Genomic DNA, 18,885 nt, shown 5'->3' on the forward strand with positions numbered 1-18,885 from the left:
CCCTAGCGTGCCGGGGAGGCGCTGAAGCGTTCCTGAAGCGACCTGAAGCCCTCTTCAGGAAGCGCTCGGCTCTTGCCGCACGGGCAGGCGAACCTCGAAGCGCGCTCCGCCGAGGGGCGCGTCGCGGACGGTGACCGAGCCGCCTGCGGCGACGGCGACGCCGTGCACGATCGCGAGGCCCAGGCCGCTGCCGCCGACATCCCGCGCCCGGCCCTCGTCGAGGCGCACGAAGCGCTCGAACACCCGCTCGCGCTCCTCCGGAGGGATGCCGCTGCCGTCGTCGTCCACGGTGAGCACCGCATGCGCCCCCTCGGCTCGCACGCCGATCGCGACCCGGGAGGCGGCGTGGCGGGCGGCGTTGTCGGCGAGGTTCCGGACGATCCGGCCCAGCAGGCGCTCGTCACCGGTCACCTGGACGGCGGTGATCGCCGACCCGTCGACGTGCACCCCGGCAGCGCGGAGCCGCGACACCTCGGTGAGGGCGAGATCGTCGAGGTCGACGGCGGCGCGGCGCTGCGCCGCGCGCTCGTCGAGCCGCGTGAGCACGAGCAGTCCGTCGACGAGGTCCTGCATCCGGAGGCCCTCTGCCGCGACGACCTCGGTGAGGTCCTCGAGCGAGGTGGAGTCGGGATGCGCCCGAGCCAGTTCGGCGTGCTGGCGCATGGTCGCCAGCGGCGAGCGGAGTTCGTGGGACGCGTCCGACACGAAGCGGCGCTGGGCGCTCGCCGACGCGTCGAGACGGTCGAGCATGCGGTTCATCGTCGCGGCGAGGGCGGCGATCTCGTCTCCGGATGCCGGCTCGGCGACGCGCCGGTCGAGCCGGTCGGCCGAGATGGCGTCCACCTCGGAGCGGATGCGCGAGACGGGGCGGAGGGCGCGGCCGACGACCCACCAGGTGACGCCCGCGACCAGGAGCACCACCAGCAGCGAGCCCGCCGCGAGCAGGAGCGCGACCGTGCCGAGCGTGGCGTCGTCGTCGTCGACCGGGATGGCGACGACGAGTTCGGCGGTGGGCTCGGTGTCGCTCTCCGATTCGCTCTCCCCATCGACGACGTCGTCGTCGAGGCTCTCGGTGACGATGAGCACCGGGGCGCCGTCGTAGGTGACGACCCGTCCGGCGGCGTCGGCGGGGAGGGGGCCGGCATCCGCCTCCTCGGATGCCGCGACGACGCGGCCGGTCTGGTCGACGATCTGGGCGATGTCGTCGTCGAGATCGGCGATCGCCCGCGTGCCGAGATCATCGATCCGCGTCGCGATCTCCTCGGCGCGCGCCTCGCCGCCGCGGGCGGTGGCATCGCGGACGCTCGCCGTGAGCACGCCCTCGAAGGCGAAGGAGCCGGCGATGAGGACGAGCGCGACGATGAGGGTCGCGGCGGCGGTGATCCGCGCCCGCAGCGAGCGGAGCCCCGGCATCCGTGCCGCCCCGGGCCCGCCGGGCGACCCCTCCGGCATCCGCTCGTCGCCGCGGGGACGCGGGAGGGGAGTGCGCTCAGCCACCGTCTGCCGCCAGACGGTAGCCCGCGCCGCGCACGGTCTCGATCGCACCCCGGTCGAACGGACGGTCGACTTTGCGGCGGAGATGCCCGACGTACACCTCGACGATGTTCGGGTCGCCGTCGAAGTCGTCGTCCCAGACCCCGGCGATCAGGTCGCGCTTGGAGAGCACCTGACCGCGGTGACGCATGAGGTGCTCGAGGACCGCGAACTCCCGCGACGTCAGCTCGATCTGCGTGTCGCCGCGCCAGACCCGGCGGGAGCCGGGGTCGAGGCGGAGGTCGCCGGCCTCGAGCGAGACGGGGCGCGCGACGCCGCCGCGGCGGATGAGCGCCCGCAGCCGCGCCACGAGGACGGGGTAGGAGAAGGGCTTCGTGACGTAGTCGTCGGCGCCCGTCTCGAGCGCCTCGACCTGGTCCCACTCGCCGTCCTTGGCGGTGAGCATGAGCACCGGGGTCCAGTTCTCCTCGGCGCGGAGGGCTTCGCAGACCTTCCATCCGCTCATGCCGGGCATCATCAGGTCGAGCACGATCGCGTCGTACCGGGTCTCGCGGGCGCGCCACAGGCCGTCGACCCCGTTGTGGGCGACGTCGACGGCGAAGCCCTCGGCTTCGAGGCCGCGCCGCACGCCGTCGGCCAGGCGCACCTCGTCATCGACCACCAGTACTCGCATCGGTCCAGTCTGGCCGTCCGACGCTGAAGCCGCGCTGAAGCGGGCGGGTTGTGCGCACCCGACGGCGATTCGCGGCATCCGTTGTCGATGTCTTGCAGAACGGACGGCACCGTCACCGTTAGCGTGGGAGGGTGACCCCCTCGTTCGAGGCTCCGGCCGAAGCTCCCGACGTCATCCGCGTGCTCGCGGCCGATGGCACGTTCGCGCCCTCCGCGTCTGCCGAGCCCTACCTCCCGCTCATCGACGCGCTCGCCGACGCCGACCTCGAGACCTTCTACCGCGACATGGTGGTGGTGCGCGCCTTCGACCGCCAGGCGACCAACCTCCAGCGGCAGGGTCAGCTCGCCCTGTGGCCGCCGTCGTTCGGGCAGGAGGCCGCTCAGGTCGGCTCCGTCCGCGCCGCGCGCGCCCACGACCACATCTTCCCGTCGTACCGCGAGCACGTCGTCGCGACCGTCCGGGGCGTCGATCCGATCGACATCATCCGGCTCATGCGCGGCCTCACGCACGGTGGGTGGAACCCCGCCGAGCACCAGAACACCCACATCTACACGCTCGTCCTCGGCGCGCAGACCCTCCACGCCACGGGCGTCGGCATGGGCCTCGTCTTCGACGGCCGCACGGGCACCGGCGACGCCGACACCGACGAGGCCGTCATGGTCTATTACGGCGACGGCGCATCGAGCCAGGGCGACGTCCACGAGGCCATGGTCTTCGCTGCGAGCTACCGCACGCCCCAGGTGTTCTTCCTGCAGAACAACCACTGGGCCATCTCGGTGCCGGTCACGACCCAGTCGCGCGTGCCGCTGGTGCGACGCGGTGACGGGTACGGCATCCCGTCGTTCCGCGTCGACGGCAACGACGTGCTCGCCAGCTACGCCGTGACGAAGCTCGCCCTCGACGAGGCGCGCGGCGGCGACGGTCCTCGCGCGATCGAGGCGCTGACCTACCGGATGGGCGCTCACACGACGAGCGACGATCCGACGAAGTACCGCACGTCCGACGAGGAGGAGTCGTGGGCTCGCCGCGATCCGATCGCCCGGATGCGCGCCTACCTCGAGGGTCGCGGCGCTGCCGCCTCGTTCTTCGACGGGGTCGATGCCGAGGCCGCCGCCTACGCCGACGACGTCCGGGTGCGCACGAACGCGCTGGGTGAGATCCCCACGGCGACGATGTTCGACCATGTCTACGGCGAGGCCCACCCCCTCGTGGCCGAGCAGCAGCAGTGGCTCGCCGGCTACGAGGCATCGTTCGAGGAGGGCTCCGCGTGAGCGACATTCAGAACCTGACCCTCGCCAAGGCGCTCAACCTGGGGCTCCAGGCCGCATTGCGAGACAACGACCGCGTGCTGCTGATGGGCGAGGACATCGGCCCGCTCGGCGGCGTCTTCCGCGTCACCGAGGGCCTGCACGCCGAGTTCGGCCCCCGCCGGGTGCTCGACACCCCGCTGGCCGAGTCGGGCATCGTCGGCACGGCGATCGGCCTCGCCATGACGGGCTTCCGCCCGGTGGTCGAGATCCAGTTCGACGGCTTCGTCTTCCCGGCATTCGACCAGATCACCGCGCAGCTGGCCAAGCTGGCGAACCGGCACGAGGGCGCGGCGTCGTTCCCGGTCGTCATCCGGATCCCCTACGGCGGGCACATCGGCGCGGTGGAGCACCACCAGGAGAGCCCCGAGACGTACTTCGCCCACACGCCCGGCCTGCGGGTCGTCTCGCCCTCGACGCCGAACGACGCGTACTGGATGATCCAGGACGCGATCGCCTCGCCCGACCCGGTCATCTTCCTCGAGCCGAAGTCGAAGTACTTCAAGAAGGGCGAGGTCGACCTCGCCGAGCGCGCCATCCCGCTGCACGCCTCGCGGGTGGTCCGCCGCGGGACCGACGTGACCCTCGTCGGGCACGGCGCGATGGTGACGACGCTGCTGCAGGCGGCGTCGCTGGCCGAGAGCGAGGGCACGTCGTGCGAGGTCATCGACCTCCGCTCGCTGTCGCCGATCGACTACGGCCCGATCATCGAGTCGGTGCGCCACACCGGACGCATGGTCTACGCGCAGGAGGCGCCCGGCAACGTGTCGGTCGGCTCCGAGGTCGCCGCGACCGTGATGGAGCGCGCGTTCTTCTCGCTCGAAGCCCCCGTGCTGCGGGTGTCGGGCTTCGACGTGCCATTCCCGCCCGCGAAGCTCGAGGGCCAGTACCTTCCCGACGCCGACCGCATCCTCGAGGCCGTCGACCGCGCCCTCGCCTACTGACTGGAGCACCGATGAGCACGCAGTCCTTCCACCTGCCGGATGTCGGCGAAGGCCTGACCGAGGCCGAGATCGTGCAGTGGCGCGTCGCGCCCGGCGACACGGTCGACGTCAACGACGTCCTGGTCGAGATCGAGACGGCGAAGTCGCTCGTCGAGCTGCCCTCCCCGTTCTCGGGAACGGTCGGCGACATCCTCGCGGCCGAGGGCGACACCGTCGAGGTCGGGGCGGCGATCATCACGATCGCGGGTGCCCCGAGCGAACCGGATGCCGCGATCGGAGCGTCGGAGCACGGCGAGAAGCCCGCCGAGGAGGCGAGCGGCTCGGTGCTCGTCGGCTACGGCACGGGCGGCGCGGTGTCCTCCCGCCGGCGCAAGCCGGCCGAGAAGCCGGTGACCCGCGCGGTCGGCGTGGTCGCCAAGCCCCCGATCCGCAAGCTGGCGCGCGATCTCGGTGTCGACCTGGCCGACGTCTCGCCGTCGGGCGCCTCGGGCGAGGTCACCCGCGACGACGTCGTGCGGCACGCCGACCAGGCGTCGGTGTTCCGCAACATCGCGACGCCCGACCTCCCCGTCGAGCGAGAGCAGTCGATCCCGGTGGGATCGGCATCCGCTCCGGCTCCCGTGGCGACCCCGGCGCCGGAGTCCGAGTCGGACACGCGCGAGGAGGCCATTCCCGTCAAGGGCGTCCGCAAGGTGACGGCGAACGCGATGACCTCGAGCGCCTACACCGCGCCGCACGTGACGGTCTGGACCGACGTCGATGCGACCCGCACGATGGAGCTCGTGAAGCGGCTGAAGGCATCGCCCGACTTCGCCGACGTGAAGATCTCGCCGCTGCTGATCGTGGCCCGCGCCGTCATCTGGGCCGTGCGCCGCACGCCGATGGTCAACGCGGCCTGGGTCGAGACCGATGACGGCGCCGAGATCCGCATGCGGCACTACGTCAACCTCGGCATCGCCGCCGCGACCCCCCGGGGCCTGCTCGTGCCGAACATCAAGGACGCGCAGGACCTCAACCTCCGCGGCCTCGCGCGGTCCCTCGAGAAGCTGACGCTGACGGCGCGCGACGGCAAGACCCCGCCGGCCGACCAGCAGGGCGGCACGATCACGATCACGAACATCGGCGTCTTCGGGATGGATGCCGGAACCCCGATCATCAACCCGGGGGAGTCCGGCATCGTCGCGATGGGAACGATCCGGCAGAAGCCGTGGGTCGTCGACGGCGAGGTGCGGCCGCGGTTCGTGACGACGGTGTCGGGTTCGTTCGACCACCGCGTCATCGACGGCGACGGCATGAGCCGGTTCATCGCCGACGTGGCCTCCGTGCTCGAGGAGCCCGCGCTGCTGCTCGACTGATGGATGCCGTGATCGTCGCCCGCGACCCTCTCCCACCAGGGGAGGGCCGCCCGTGACGTCGCCGCTGCGCATCGCGGCGTGGTGGGTGCGCGACTACGCCTACGCCCTGGTGTGGCAGCTGCGCGGGGCCCTCAACCGCACCGACCCCCGCTCTTTCGCCGGGGGCGAGAAGGCGCCGATCGTGATCCTGCCCGGGGTCTACGAGACGTGGAAGTTCATGCAGCCGCTGATCACCGCGGTGCACGATCGCGGGCACCCGGTGCACGTCGTGCCGGTGCTGCGGCACAACCGCCGCCCGGTCGACGACGCCGCCGACCGCGTGATCGACTACCTCGAGCAGAACGACCTGCACGGGTGCGTCCTGTTGGCGCACAGCAAGGGCGGGCTCGTCGGAAAACGCGCGATGGCCCTCGACGCCGATCGCGGCCGCATCGAGAGCATGCTGGCCGTGGCGACGCCGTTCGGCGGGTCGCGCTACGGGCGGCTGATGGTGCTCCCCTCGCTCCGCATCTTCTCGCCGCACAGCCGGACGATCCTCGCGCTCGGACGGGAGACCGCGATCAACGCGCGCATCGTCTCGGTCTATGCCGGCTTCGACCCGCACATCCCCGAGGGGAGTGAGTTGACCGGCGCCCGCAAGAACGTCAGGCTCGACACCGGAGGGCATTTTCGCGTGCTGGCCGATCCGCGCGTGATCGCAGAGCTCGCCGCGCTGGCGGAATGAAGACTGCCCGCTGATTTGAGAACGATTATCAAGAGCGCGTACAGTGAGCGCATGACCTCCCGCGTGCCCGCTGCCCTCGCCCTCCTCGGCGCCTCTGCTCTCGTCCTCGCGGGCTGCGCGGGAACCACGCCCGCCGCGAGCGGGACGGATGCCGCGGGCGGCGAGAAGCTGCAGGTCGTCGCGTCGACGAACGTGTACGGCGCACTGGCATCCGTGGTCGGCGGAGACGACGTCGAGGTCACGTCGGTCATCGACTCGCTCTCGCAGGACCCGCACTCCTACGAGGCCTCCGCCCGCGACCAGCTGACGATCTCCGACGCCGACCTCATCATCGAGAACGGCGCCGGCTACGACTCGTTCATCGACGCCCTCATCGAGGCGAGCGGTGCGAAGGCGCCGGTGCTCACGGCCGTCGAGTTCGCGCACGACTACCCCGGCGCCGCGTCGCACGACGAGGCGGAGCACGCCGACGAGGCGGAGCACGCCGACGAGGCGGAGCACGACCACGCCCATGACGACGCGGGACACGACCACATCGAGGGCTTCAACGAGCACGTCTGGTACGACCCCCACACGGTCGTCCACCTCGTCGAGGACATCGCTCACGAGCTCGGCGAGCTCGACGCCTCGAAGGCCGAGACGTTCGATGCCAACGCGGCCGAGCTGGTCTCCCAGATCGAGGGCCTCGAGTCGTCGCTGGAAGACATCGCCACCGACCACAAGGGCGAGAAGATCTTCGTCACCGAGCCGGTGCCGCTGTACCTCGCGGCCGCCGCCGGCCTCGAGAACGCCACCCCCGACGAGTTCAGCGAGGCTGTCGAAGAGGGCCAGGACGTTCCCCCGGCGACCCTGCTCGAGGCGCAGAAGATCCTGCGATCGGGCGACGTTCGCACCGTGATCGTCAACGCCCAGACCGGCGGTGCCGAGACGACCGAGATCGTCACGCTCGCGAAGAGCCTCGACATCCCGGTGCTCGAGTTCACGGAGCTTCTGCCCGAGGGTCTCACGTACGTCGAGTGGATGCAGCAGAACATCGACGAGCTGGCCGGTACGCTGACTCGGTGACCGCCCGCGACTCCGTTCTCGAGATCCGCGGGGCCGCGCTCCGCCGAGAGGGTCGTGAACTCTGGAGCGGACTCGACCTCGACGTCGCCCCGGGTGAGCTCATCGCCGTCCTCGGCCCCAGCGGCTCGGGCAAGACGACGCTCCTCCGCGCGATCCTCGGCCTCGAGCACCTCAGCGAAGGAACGATCGAGGTCTCCGGCGCTCCCGTCCGGCGCCCCGGCAACCGTCGCATCGGCTACCTGCCGCAGACGCGCCCGCTGCCACGCGACACCGCGCTGCGCGGCCGCGACCTCGTCGCCCTGGGCGTCAGCGGCCACCGCTTCGGGCTGCCCCTCTCGCGTCGGCGCGATCGGGAACGCGTCGACGAACTCGTCACCGCCATCGGGGCGGGCTCCTTCGCCGACCAGCCCGTGGGCATCCTGTCGGGGGGCGAGCAGCAGCGCCTGCGCGTCGGCCAGGCGCTCGCCGACAACCCGCCCCTCCTGCTCTGCGACGAGCCGCTGACGAGCCTCGACCTCGCCAATCAGCAGGCCGTCGTCTCGCTCATCGACCAGCATCGGCGCGCCGGTGCGGCCGTGCTGCTGGTGACCCACGACATCAACCCGGTGCTCGGCAAGGTCGACCGGATCCTCTACATCGCGAACGGGCGCTTCACGCTCGGCACTCCGAAGGAGGTCCTCACCTCGCCGGTGCTGACCGATCTCTACGGCGCCCCCGTCTTCGTGCTGCGCGCGGGCGACCGTCTCGTGGTCGTCGGCGCGCCCGACGCCGACGCGTCGCACCACCATCACGACCACGAGGACCACGTATGAACTGGAGCGACGTCGGCGACGCGATGTTCGGCGGCCTGCCCGTGTACGGCGAGATCCTCGCCCTCGTGCAGAACTCGGTGTGGGCGGGCGCGATCCTCGGGCTCGTCGGCGGTCTCATCGGGGTCTTCGTCCTGCAGCGCGACATGGCCTTCGCCGTGCACGGCATCAGCGAGCTCTCCTTCGCCGGTGCCGCCGCCGCACTCCTCATCGGCGCCGACGTCGTCACCGGCTCGATCATGGGATCGCTGATCGCGGCCGCGCTCATCGGCTGGCTGGGATCGAGGGCCCGCGACCGCAACTCGATCATCGGCGTGCTCATGCCGTTCGGTCTCGGTCTCGGCATCCTGTTCCTGGCTCTCTACGACGGCCGGAGCGCCAACCGGTTCAGCCTGCTGACCGGTCAAATCGTCTCGGTGCAGTCGGCGCAGCTCACCTGGCTCATCGCGATCGCGGCGGTCGTCCTCGTCGCGCTGCTGCTCGTCTGGCGACCGCTGCGCTTCGACTCGCTCGACCCGCAGTCGGCCGCGGCGCGGGGCGTGCCGACCGTGGGCATCTCGCTCGTCTTCATGCTGCTGCTCGGACTGACGGTCGCCGTGGCGGTGCACATCATCGGAGCGCTGCTCGTCATGGCGCTCGTGGTGACGCCGGCCGCGGCGGCTGTGCGGGTCGCGACCGGACCGCTCGCGGTGCCGCTGCTGGCGGCGGGGTTCGGCGTGGTCTCGGCCGTGGGCGGCATCCTTCTCGCGGTCGCCGGCACGCTCCCGGTCAGCCCGTACATCACCACCGTCTCGTTCCTCATCTACCTCGTCTGCCGGGTGATCGGCGCACGACGCGGTCGCGTGCTGCGGCCCGATGCCGCCCGGCGTCCCCAGGCCACGGCCAGCGCCCGCGGGTAGACTCGCCGCCATGGTTCAGCGCAACACGTGGCAGCGCGAGCGCGTGCGCTCGGCGCTCTCCGACGCCCCCGGATTCGTGAGCGCTCAGGACCTGCACGCCGCCCTCCGCGTCGAGAACACCGGCATCGGCCTCGCGACCGTCTACCGCGCTCTGGCCAACCTTGCCTCGACGGGGGAGGCCGACCAGCTCCAGTCGCCCGACGGCGAGGCGATCTACCGCGCGTGCGCGAGCGACGGTCATCACCATCACCTCATCTGCCGGAGCTGCGGCAAGGCCGTCGAGATCCAGGCCGACGAGGTCGAGAGCTGGGCGAAGCGCACGGCAGCCGCCCACGGCTTCGTCGACGCCGAACACGTCGTCGACATCTTCGGCACGTGCGCCGCGTGCGCCGCGGCGGCCGCCGCGGACGGTCGTGCCTGACACCCGTTTCGACACCCGTGTCGCCGCCCGCCGGGCACCCGGCGCGCGGACGTCGATCGCCCTCGCCGGCGGAGTGCTCGGCGTCGTGGCGCTCATCGGGCTCGCGCTGTGGGGGCCCACCCCCGAACTGCCCACGCGGGCGCAAGACGGACTGACCCTCGCCCTCAGCGTGCTCATCGAGTCGCTGCCCTTCGTCGTCCTGGGCGTCGTGCTGTCGATCGTCGTGCAGGTGTGGGTGCCGCCGGGCGTCATCGAACGGTGGATGCCGAAGAACCCGTGGGGCCGCCGCGCGGTGCTCTCCCTCCTCGGAATGCTCGTGCCGGTGTGCGAGTGCGGCAACGTCCCCTTCGCGCGCGGGCTCATGATGCGCGGCTTCGCGGTGTCCGAGACGCTCACCTTCCTCATCGCGGCGCCGATCGTGAACCCGATCGTGATCATCACGACGCACCAGGCGTTCGGCTTCGACGACGGCATCCTCGTCGCCCGTCTGCTCGGCGGTTACCTGATCGCCAACGTCATCGGATGGCTGTACAGCCGGCATCCCGACCCCGATTCGCTGCTCACCGACCGCTTCCGCGACGCGTGTCTCGTCGAGCAGGGCGCCACCGGACGCCGCGGGCGGCGCAGCCTCACGCAGTTCGTCGTCGAGCTGCGCGCCGTCATGCCCGCGCTCATCATCGGGTCGGCCCTCGCCGGCGCCGTGCAGGTCATCGTGCCGCGCGACGTGCTGCTGGCCATCGGGTCGAACCCGGCGCTGTCGATCGCCGCGATGATCCTCCTCGCGATGGTCGTGGCGATCTGCTCGAACGTCGACGCGTTCTTCGCGCTGTCGTTCGCCTCGACGTTCACGCCCGGCGCGATCGTGGCCTTCCTCCTGGTCGGGCCCCTCGTCGACGTGAAGATGCTCGCGCTCCTGCGCACGACGTTCCGCACGCGCGTGCTCGCGGTGCTGGTCGTCTCGGTGATCCTCGCGGCCGCCGCGATCGGAGGGGTGGTGAACCTCCTTGCGTGACACGATCTGGTTCCGGATGCTGGGCGTCGGGCTCGCGGCGATCATCGCCGCCGTCACCGTCGCCCTGGCCCTCACGGGGCGGCTCGGGCTGTACATCAACCCCGATTCGTCGTGGTTCGCGGTCTCGATGGCGGTCGTCGCTCTCGTCGGCGTGGTGCTGAGCATGTTCCTGCCGCTGGGCGAGGCCGCCGATCACGGGCACGACCACGGCGACGGCCATGGTCATGTCGCTCATGGCTCCCACGGCCACGAGGGTCCGTTGCGGGCCCCGCGCACGCGCGGTGAGCTCATCGGCACCGCTGCGACCGTCACCGGCGGTGTGCTCGCGCTCGGCGTCGCCGGCGCGATGCTCGTCGTCCCGCCGGCCTCGCTCTCGGCCGAGCTCGCGATGTCGCGCGACACCGGTGCGCCGCCGCTGTTCCAGGGGGCCGACACGGTCGCCCTCGCCGTGACCGGCGACACCGCCTCGTTCGGCATCGGCGAGTGGGCGAGCGTGTTCGCGACGGCCACCGACCCCCAGGCGTTCGACGGCACCGAGATCTCGCTCACCGGCTTCGTCGCGCCCGACGACGCCGGATTCGACCTCACCCGCCTCGTCATCACCCACTGCGTGATCGACGCCCAGCCCGCGAGCATCCCGGTCGCGGCCGGCGACATCCCCGCCGGGGGCGAGTGGGTCACGGTCACCGGCATCATCCGCGACGTCGGCGGCGACCTCCGTGTCGACGCCGCGCAGGTCGAGGTCATCGACGAGCCCGAGGACCCGTATGAGTTCTGAGGGCCGTCGCGCGCAGCGCCGTGCCCGGCTCGCCCGCGGGTTCGTGGTGCGCGTCCTCGCGGTCATCGCGGTGCTGGGCGTCGTCGCGGTGATCACGGGCGTCCTGACGACCGTCCAGGGCCCTCGCGTCACAGACGTGCAGTCCGATCCGGCGGCGGCGGTCGCCTCGGCGGGCTCCCGGCTGATCTTCACGACGACGCAGTCGCTCGAGGAGGTCGCTCCCGAGCAGGTCACCGTCACCCCGGCCGTCGACTTCACGGTCGACACGTCGGGCCGCAGCGTCGGCATCCGCTTCGCCCTGCCGCTGTGGGACGAGACGGAGTACACCGTCCGCATCGACGACGTGCGGGGTCTCGGCGGCGGCCCCGATGCGGTCATCGAGGAGACCTTCACGACGCCTCCGCTGCAGGCCTACGTGCTGCAGCGCGGTGAGGCGGAGGACACGATCTTCCGGGTCGACCTCGCCGGCGACGCCGAGCCCGTCTTCCGGAGCGACCACATCGAGGACTTCCGCGCCACGGCGGCGCACCTCATCGTCTCGACCCTCGAGGGCGGCGTCTCGCGGCTGGTCGTGACCCGCGCCGACGGATCCGGCGAGAGCGAGCTCGCGCTGCCGGGCGACGGCATCGTCACGAACCTGCAGAGCGCCGAGACGGGCAACACGATCGGCTACACCTTCACCGACGCCGACATCTCGGCCGACGGCGGCCGCGAGAGCCTGCTGTTCACGGGGTCGACCGCCGATCCGGATGCCGCGCCGGTGCCGGTCGTCCGCGAGGGCGGTGATGCGCGCGTCGAGGACTGGCGCTTCGTGCCCGGCACCGACCGCGTGCTCATGCTGACGTTCGACGGGGCGCTCAGCCTCGCCGCGCCCGACGGCAGCAACCCGGTGTCGCTCGGCACCGCGATCTCGATCGACGACGTCTCGGGCTCGACCGCATACATCGCGCGCGTCGAAGGCTCGGTGGTCATCGACCTCGCGACCGCCGAAGAGACCCCGCTGGTGGCGACCGATCCTGCGCGGGGGCAGATGAGCGACGTGGTCGCCCTGCCGGGTGACGCGACGCTGCGCGCGCTGACCCCGTTCGACGGGCTCGATGTGCTCGACACGACGTTGACCCGTGTCGCGCAATCGGGCGAGGTGAGCCCGCTCGCGGAGGTCGCGTCGGGCGATGCGCTCGTGCAGACCTGCGTGTCGCCGAGCGGCCGCTACGCCGCTGTCGTCGTCGCCCCCGACGCGGTGTCGAACCCTTACGACGGCTACACGCTCCCGCTGCCGACGACGATGGAGACCCGGATCATCTCGCTCGACGACGGCGCGCAGGTCGTCGCGATCGCCGGCTTCGACCTGTCTTGGTGTCGGAAGGCGCCCCGGCTGTGACCGCGCCGGCGCTCATCCCCGCCGCCCGGCGGCACCTGTCGGCGCTCCCGGCCGAGGTCGCGCCGCGCCTGCTCGGCGGCGTGCTGCGGGTCGAGACCGGCGGCGCGGTCGTCGCCGTGCGGCTCACCGAGGTCGAGGCCTATCACGGCCAGGGCACCGGAGCATGGGTCGACCCGGGATCGCACGCACGGATGGGGCGGACGGCGCGGAACGCGACGATGTGGGGCGAACCCGGGCACCTCTACGTCTACCTGAGCCACGGCATCCACTCGTGCGTGAACGTCGTGTGCGGGCCCGAGGGGGTCGCCGGCGGAATCCTGCTGCGCGCGGGCGAGATCGTCGAGGGCGCGGATGCCGCCGCCGCACGCCGACCCGCGGCGCGCGCCCCGCGCGACCTCGCCCGCGGGCCCGGCCGGCTCGGCGGAGCGGTGGGGCTCCGGCATCCCGTGCACGACGGCATCGACGCGGTCACCGGAGCAGACCACGCCGGCGCGACGGCGCGGCTCTTCCTCCCCGAGGAGCCGGTGGCCGGCGTCATCGCCGGACCGCGCGTGGGCGTCGCCGGCGTCGCCGGAACGGATGCCTTCCCGTGGCGCTTCTGGATCGCCGGCGACCCGACGGTGTCGGCCTTCCGCTGGGGCCGCGGGGCCCGCGAGGCCGCCGAGGCGGGGGCCGCGGGATGACCGGCGACGCGAGCGGGGCTGCGGCGCGGCTGAGCGCCGCCCTCGAGGCATCCGATTCGTCGGCCCGTGTCCGCGCGGCCATGACGGCCGGCACGTATCCCGCACCGGCGTATGTGCCGGTGCTGGTGGCGCAATGCCGCACGGAGCCCGACTTCCTCGTGCGCGAGATGCTGACCTGGGCGCTGACGAGGCACGACGCCGACCAGGTGATCGACGCGCTCCTCGAGGAGGTCGCCGCCCCGGCGCCGCAGGCGCGCAGTCAGGCGCTCCACACCCTGTCGAAGATCGGCGGACCGAGGGTGTGGGCGGCGATCACGACGCCGCTGCTGCGCGACCCCACCGACGAGGTCGCGCGCGTCGCCTGGCGGGCGGCGGTCCGCACCGCGCCCGAGGCCGAGAAGCCGGCGCTCGCTCGCATCCTCGCGACGCAGTTCGCGCGAGGGGAGCGCGACACGCGCCGGAGCCTCAGCCAGGCGTTCACGGTGCTCGGAGACAGTGCCGCGGCGGTCGTCGACGAGGTGGCCGAGGGCGGGAGTCCCTACGTCCGCGCGCACGCGAGGATCACGGCACGGATGATGGCCCATCCCGAGGAGAGCTTCGACGAGGCGGATGCCGGGTCGGCACCGGCCGCCGATGCCGCACCGCCGCCCGAGTAGCTCGGCATCCATCGCCCTCGGGCGACACGCCCGGGCCGTGCTAGACTGACTCTTCGTCTGCGCGCACTCCAGCACGCAGTTCGCATCCCCCCTTCAGATGACGGCCTTGCGCCGTGTCCGAAAGCGGGATGCAGACAAGGGATCTTGGGTGGCACCGTCCGGTGTCACGGTACTAAGGAGAAATCACTATGGCAGCAGTGTGCCAGGTGACTGGAGCTATTCCCGGCTTCGGTCACAACATCTCGCACTCGCACCGCCGGACGAAGCGTCGCTTCGACCCGAACGTGCAGAAGAAGACCTACTTCGTTCCTTCGCTCGGTCGCAAGATCACGTTGAACGTGTCGGCTAAGGGCATGAAGGTCATCGACGTCCGCGGCATCGAGTCGGTCGTCAAGGACCTCATCGCGAAGGGTGTGAAGCTCTAATGGCGAAGAAGTCTCAGGAAGTTCGTCCGATCATCAAGCTGCGGTCGACCGCCGGCACGGGGTACACCTACGTGACGCGCAAGAACCGTCGCAACAACCCCGACCGCATCGTGCTCAAGAAGTACGACCCGGTGATCCGCAAGCACGTCGAATTCCGAGAGGAGCGCTGATCCCATGGCGAAGAAGAGCAAGATCGCGCGCAACAACCAGCGCGAGGTCATCGTCGCCCGTTACGCCGAGAAGCGTGCCGAGCTGAAGAAGACCCTCGTGGACCCGAACGCGACCGACGAGGCCCGCGAGGCCGCCCGCGTCGGCCTGCAGAAGCTCCCCCGCAACGCGTCGCCGGTTCGCCTGCGCAACCGCGACGCGATCGACGGGCGCCCCCGCGGCCACCTGTCGAAGTTCGGCATCTCGCGTGTGCGTTTCCGCGAGATGGCACACCGTGGCGAGCTGCCCGGCGTGACCAAGTCGAGCTGGTAAGCACAAGCTTTCCGCACGGAGCCCCTGCCCCTCGTGGGCGGGGGCTTCGTCGTTTCCGCCCGCCGGCCTCGCGTCGTCGATGCGCGGATATCCTCGAACGACCGGGAGGGAGCACCATGCCGTTGGATCCGTTCTTCCGCGAGCGCCTGCGCACGCATCGGGTGTACCTGCTGCGTCAGGCGTGGTCATCGCTCACGGCGCGCTTCGCCGCGAAGCCGGATGCCGCCCCTGCCGCGTCAGCGCCCCGCGACCGTGCCGCGGGCGCCGGCGCCGAGAAGACCGCACCGCTCACTCCGCGCCAGAAGCACCGTCGCGCCGCCCTCAACTGGGATCGCACCGAGCTTCGCACCGTCGGGCTCGCCGGCCCCGACATCGACACGACTGAGCACACGATCCCGGTGATCGGCCGGCCGCCCGTGCGGGTGCGCGTGTACCGTCCGACGACGGCGCCGCCCACGGGCGCGGCCGCGTGCCTGGTGATCGGCGGGGGAGCCTTCCGCATCGGGGGCATCGACTATCCGACGGCGGATGCCTCCTGTCGGCGGCGTGCGGAGCGCTCGGGCGTCGTGCTGATCGCCGTCGACTATTCGCTGGCCCCCGAGCACCGGTATCCCACGCAGATCGAGCAGGTCGTCGCGGCCTGGACCTGGCTGCACGCGTCGGCCGACGAGCTCGGGATCGACCCGGCGCGGGTGGGTGTCGACGGCCAGTCGGCCGGGGGCAGCCTCGCCGCCGCACTGACCCTCGTCAACCGCGACCGGCTGACGCTGCCGCTGGCGTTGCAGATCCTCGAGGTCCCCGTCACCGACCTGACCGGACGGTGGATCGACCTGCGCGCGACGTGGGCCCTCGGCATCCCCGCCTTCATTGCGCTGCGGGAGATGCGCTCGGTCGCGCGCACGTATCTCGGCGACCGCGGGCGGGCGGCGGAGCCGTATGCCTCGCCGATGCGCGCCGCCTCGCACGCGGGCCTGCCGCCCGCCGTCGTCCTGACCGCCGAGTACGACCCGCTGCGCCGTGACGGCGCGACCTACGCGGCGAAGCTGCGCGCGGCCGGCGTCGACGCGAGCGCCACCCGCTACCTCGGCGTCACCCACGACACCCCGATCTACGTCGGCGCGCTGCCCGCCGCCCGGCGATGGGAGGACGAGGTCGTCGCTGCACTCGGGCGCCTCTGATCCTCGCCCGGCTCAGCAGCCCCACCCGTCACCATCCGGGCGCGACACGCCGGGCGAATCTGGCGCCTGGGGTAGGAAATCCGCGGAAACACGCGGTTCGTGGGTATATTCAGGACGGGTCGCATCGACCAGCCGACGGTTCACCCGTCGGTCCGAGTAACTGAAGGCGGCGATCTGCCGTCTGGAGGAGCACCATGGCCATCACCAAGACCGAACTCGTCGCCAGCATCGCCAGCGCCACCGGCGAAAGCCAGGCCACCGTCTCGCGCGTCGTCGACGGCCTGTTCTCGTCCGTCTCCGAGGCTGTCGCCAAGGGCGAGAAGGTCTCGATCCCGGGCTGGATCGCTTTCGAGCAGGTCGAGACCTCCGCTCGCACGGGCCGCAACCCGCAGACCGGTGCGGAGATCAAGATCCCCGCCGGCAAGCGCGTCAAGGTCAGCGCCGGATCGAAGCTGAAGGCAGCCGTCAAGTAAGACGGTCGCACACGCGAAGGGGGATGCCACGCGGCATCCCCCTTCCGTATTCCCGGGCCCGCCCGGGTGGCCCGGATTCCCGCCTCCGGCGCCCGCGCCCGGCTCCTCCCCACCTGCCCGCGCGTAGGCTTGCAGGGTGAACCCGCGTGCCTTCCGCTACGCCGGACCGGCGATTCTCCTGGCGGCGGCGCTCATCGCTCTCGTCGTCGGCCTCGCCTACGGCGGCGGCGCAGCGCCGACGGTGATCGCCGACCCCGGCCCGATGGTGCGGTGGGGGCTTCCGGTCGCCGAGCTCGCGGTCAACCTGTCGGCCGCGCTGATGCTCGGTTCGCTGGTCGTCGCGCTCTTCTCGCTGCGGGCGGGAACCGCCGAGTTCGACTCCGCGCTCGACGCCGCCTCGGCCGGCGCCGCGATCCTCACGGTCGCCAGCGCCTCGACCGCCTTCCTGACCTTCTTGAACATCTTCGATGCGCAGTTGAGTGCGGATGCCGCCTTCGGCGAGCAGCTGGGACGCTTTCTCGTCGACACCGAGCCCGGCGTCGCCTGGCTGTCCACGACGATCGCCGCAGCCGTCCTCACCGTCTTGACCTTCGCCGTCCGCGGATGGCTGCCCACCCTCCTCGTCGCCGTCGTCGCCGCCGCCGCGCTCGTGCCGATGGCGACGGTCGGCCACGCCGGAGACGAGGCGAACCACAACACCGCCGTCACCGCGCTCGCGCTGCACATCATCGCGGCCGCCGTCTGGCTGGGGGGTCTCCTGCTCCTCGTGCTGCTGCGCGGGTCGCTCGACCGGATGCGTCTGGCCGATGTCCTGAGCCGGTACTCGAGCATCGCGCTCGCGGCGTTCATCGTCGTCTCGATCTCGGGCATCGTGCGCGCCGTGGTCGGCCTGGTCACCTGGGAGAACCTCTTCTCGACGTACGGCGCGATCCTGATGGTGAAGGTCGTCGCCCTCCTGGCGATGGGCGTGCTCGGGGCCGTCTACCGCCGCCATCTGATCGCCGGCATCCGCGACACCGCCGTCGCCGCGAGGTTCTGGCTCCTCGCCACGGTCGAGGTCGCCTTCATGGGCATCGCGTCGGGCGCGGCCGTGGCGCTCTCGGTGACTCCCCCTCCCGTGGACACCGCCCTTCCCACCTCTCCGACGGCGGCGGAGGTGCTCACGGGGGCGGAGGTCCCGCCCGAGCTGACGTTCGGTCGCTGGTTCACGACGTGGGACGTCGACCTCATCTGGGTGTTCGCCGCCGGCTTCGGACTCTTCTTCTACCTCGCGGGCGTCCGCCGGCTCGCCCGCCGCGGCGACCGGTGGCCGCTCTGGCGGACCGCGCTGTGGACGCTCGGCGTCGTGCTGCTGTTCTGGGTGACGAGCGGCCCGGTCAACGCTTACCAGGACTACCTGTTCAGCATGCACATGGCCGGGCACATGCTGCTGTCGATGGCGATCCCGATGTGCCTCGTCTTCGGCGCGCCCGTGACCCTCGCGTCGCGGGCGATCCGCAAGCGCGACGACGGCACGCGCGGCGGCCGGGAGTGGATCCTCTGGGCCGTGCACAGCCCGTACGCCAAGATCCTCACCCACCCGCTCGTCGCTGCGGCGCTGTTCATCGTCTCGCTGTGGGCGTTCTACTACACCGACATCTTCCGGTGGACGCTGTACGAGCACCTCGGGCACGAGTGGATGGTGGCGCACTTCCTCACCACCGGCTACCTCTTCGTGCTGTCGCTCGTCGGCATCGACCCGGTGCCCTACCGGCTGCCGCACTCCGGTCGTCTGCTCACCCTCATCGGCGTGATGGCGATGCACGCCTTCTTCGGCATCGCGATCATGATGTCGTCGGGGCTGTTCGTCGCCGAATGGTTCGGATCGATGGGACGCACGTGGGGTGACGATCCACTCGCCGATCAGTACCTCGGCGGCGGCATCGCCTGGTCGATCGGCGAGATCCCGACGGTCATCCTCGCGATCACGGTGGCCGTGCAGTGGAGCCGCTCCGACGAGCGCACGCAGCGGAGCCAGGACCGCCACGCGGATCGCACGGGTGACGCCGAGCTCGAGGAGTACAACGCCCGGCTCGCTGCGATCGCCGATCGAGACGCGAAGGATGCGGCGCGTTCGGCGGGATGACCG

21 protein-coding genes are annotated in these 18,885 nt (G+C 71.6%); 19 read left to right on the top strand and 2 right to left on the bottom strand.

The genetic code is table 11. From position 1 onward, the window contains the following. Positions 1-54 precede the first annotated feature (54 nt). The gene (locus ACJJV7_RS12055; protein WP_405374414.1) at positions 55-1,497 is read right to left on the bottom strand and encodes a sensor histidine kinase; all 1,443 of its coding nucleotides are present in this window, start codon (positions 1,495-1,497) and stop codon (positions 55-57) included. Beyond that, positions 1,490-2,167 carry a response regulator transcription factor gene (locus ACJJV7_RS12060; protein WP_405374412.1) on the bottom strand — a complete coding sequence of 226 codons (678 nt, stop codon included), beginning with the start codon at positions 2,165-2,167 and terminating at the stop codon, positions 1,490-1,492. Before ACJJV7_RS12060 ends, ACJJV7_RS12055 begins: the two co-directional genes overlap by 8 nt. 131 nt (positions 2,168-2,298) lie before the next feature. Here ACJJV7_RS12060 and ACJJV7_RS12065 point away from each other — a divergent pair, with 131 nt between their 5' ends. The 19 genes from ACJJV7_RS12065 (at position 2,299) to ACJJV7_RS12155 (ending at position 18,882) form a co-directional block, all read left to right on the top strand. Continuing rightward, positions 2,299-3,438: a thiamine pyrophosphate-dependent enzyme gene (locus ACJJV7_RS12065; RefSeq protein ID WP_405374410.1), complete on the top strand. Its 1,140-nt coding sequence runs from the start codon at positions 2,299-2,301 to the stop codon at positions 3,436-3,438. Continuing rightward, positions 3,435-4,418, top strand: a complete 984-nt coding sequence (locus tag ACJJV7_RS12070) for an alpha-ketoacid dehydrogenase subunit beta (RefSeq protein ID WP_405374408.1) — start codon at positions 3,435-3,437, stop codon at positions 4,416-4,418. Before ACJJV7_RS12065 ends, ACJJV7_RS12070 begins: the two co-directional genes overlap by 4 nt. An 11-nt stretch (positions 4,419-4,429) precedes the next feature. Beyond that, positions 4,430-5,773 carry a dihydrolipoamide acetyltransferase family protein gene (locus ACJJV7_RS12075; protein WP_405374406.1) on the top strand — a complete coding sequence of 448 codons (1,344 nt, stop codon included), beginning with the start codon at positions 4,430-4,432 and terminating at the stop codon, positions 5,771-5,773. Positions 5,774-5,825: 52 nt separating this feature from the next. Further along, positions 5,826-6,497, top strand: coding sequence for an esterase/lipase family protein (locus ACJJV7_RS12080; RefSeq protein ID WP_405374404.1), 672 nt, complete (start codon positions 5,826-5,828; stop codon positions 6,495-6,497). 51 nt (positions 6,498-6,548) lie between these two features. Continuing rightward, on the top strand, positions 6,549-7,562 hold the full coding sequence (locus ACJJV7_RS12085; RefSeq protein WP_405374402.1) for a metal ABC transporter solute-binding protein, Zn/Mn family: 1,014 nt from the start codon (positions 6,549-6,551) through the stop codon (positions 7,560-7,562). Then, on the top strand, positions 7,559-8,374 hold the full coding sequence (locus ACJJV7_RS12090; protein WP_405374400.1) for a metal ABC transporter ATP-binding protein: 816 nt from the start codon (positions 7,559-7,561) through the stop codon (positions 8,372-8,374). The genes ACJJV7_RS12085 and ACJJV7_RS12090 overlap by 4 nt, the downstream gene beginning before the upstream one ends. Next, complete coding sequence (locus ACJJV7_RS12095; RefSeq protein ID WP_405374399.1) at positions 8,371-9,270, top strand: metal ABC transporter permease; 900 nt, start codon at positions 8,371-8,373, stop codon at positions 9,268-9,270. The genes ACJJV7_RS12090 and ACJJV7_RS12095 overlap by 4 nt, the downstream gene beginning before the upstream one ends. A gap of 10 nt (positions 9,271-9,280) precedes the next feature. Next, positions 9,281-9,691 (top strand): Fur family transcriptional regulator, encoded by a 411-nt coding sequence (locus ACJJV7_RS12100; RefSeq protein WP_405374397.1) that lies wholly within the window; start codon positions 9,281-9,283, stop codon positions 9,689-9,691. Then, positions 9,684-10,703 (top strand): permease, encoded by a 1,020-nt coding sequence (locus ACJJV7_RS12105; protein WP_405374395.1) that lies wholly within the window; start codon positions 9,684-9,686, stop codon positions 10,701-10,703. Before ACJJV7_RS12100 ends, ACJJV7_RS12105 begins: the two co-directional genes overlap by 8 nt. A gap of 4 nt (positions 10,704-10,707) precedes the next feature. Continuing rightward, positions 10,708-11,481 (top strand): TIGR03943 family putative permease subunit, encoded by a 774-nt coding sequence (locus tag ACJJV7_RS12110; protein WP_405374943.1) that lies wholly within the window; start codon positions 10,708-10,710, stop codon positions 11,479-11,481. Continuing rightward, positions 11,471-12,862 (top strand): hypothetical protein, encoded by a 1,392-nt coding sequence (locus ACJJV7_RS12115; protein WP_405374393.1) that lies wholly within the window; start codon positions 11,471-11,473, stop codon positions 12,860-12,862. Before ACJJV7_RS12110 ends, ACJJV7_RS12115 begins: the two co-directional genes overlap by 11 nt. Then, positions 12,859-13,545, top strand: coding sequence for a DNA-3-methyladenine glycosylase (locus ACJJV7_RS12120; protein ID WP_405374391.1), 687 nt, complete (start codon positions 12,859-12,861; stop codon positions 13,543-13,545). The genes ACJJV7_RS12115 and ACJJV7_RS12120 overlap by 4 nt, the downstream gene beginning before the upstream one ends. Further along, positions 13,542-14,201, top strand: coding sequence for a HEAT repeat domain-containing protein (locus tag ACJJV7_RS12125; RefSeq protein ID WP_405374390.1), 660 nt, complete (start codon positions 13,542-13,544; stop codon positions 14,199-14,201). Before ACJJV7_RS12120 ends, ACJJV7_RS12125 begins: the two co-directional genes overlap by 4 nt. A gap of 188 nt (positions 14,202-14,389) precedes the next feature. Next, positions 14,390-14,626, top strand: a complete 237-nt coding sequence (rpmB, locus tag ACJJV7_RS12130) for a 50S ribosomal protein L28 (RefSeq protein WP_405374388.1) — start codon at positions 14,390-14,392, stop codon at positions 14,624-14,626. Next, entirely contained in the window at positions 14,626-14,796 is a 171-nt protein-coding gene (gene rpmG, locus ACJJV7_RS12135) for a 50S ribosomal protein L33 (protein WP_405374387.1), read from the top strand. Before rpmB ends, rpmG begins: the two co-directional genes overlap by 1 nt. Before the next feature lie 4 nt (positions 14,797-14,800). Further along, entirely contained in the window at positions 14,801-15,106 is a 306-nt protein-coding gene (rpsN, locus tag ACJJV7_RS12140; RefSeq protein WP_018187657.1) for a 30S ribosomal protein S14, read from the top strand. Positions 15,107-15,222: 116 nt separating this feature from the next. Next, positions 15,223-16,284, top strand: a complete 1,062-nt coding sequence (locus ACJJV7_RS12145) for an alpha/beta hydrolase (protein ID WP_405374384.1) — start codon at positions 15,223-15,225, stop codon at positions 16,282-16,284. A 194-nt stretch (positions 16,285-16,478) separates the two neighbouring features. Then, positions 16,479-16,757, top strand: coding sequence for an HU family DNA-binding protein (locus tag ACJJV7_RS12150; protein WP_394280331.1), 279 nt, complete (start codon positions 16,479-16,481; stop codon positions 16,755-16,757). A gap of 136 nt (positions 16,758-16,893) precedes the next feature. Next, the gene (locus ACJJV7_RS12155; RefSeq protein WP_405374382.1) at positions 16,894-18,882 is read left to right on the top strand and encodes a cytochrome c oxidase assembly protein; all 1,989 of its coding nucleotides are present in this window, start codon (positions 16,894-16,896) and stop codon (positions 18,880-18,882) included. Positions 18,883-18,885 lie beyond the last annotated feature (3 nt).

The organism is Microbacterium sp. Ld4, assembly GCF_045066555.1.
Classification (GTDB): Bacteria; Actinomycetota; Actinomycetes; order Actinomycetales; family Microbacteriaceae; genus Microbacterium.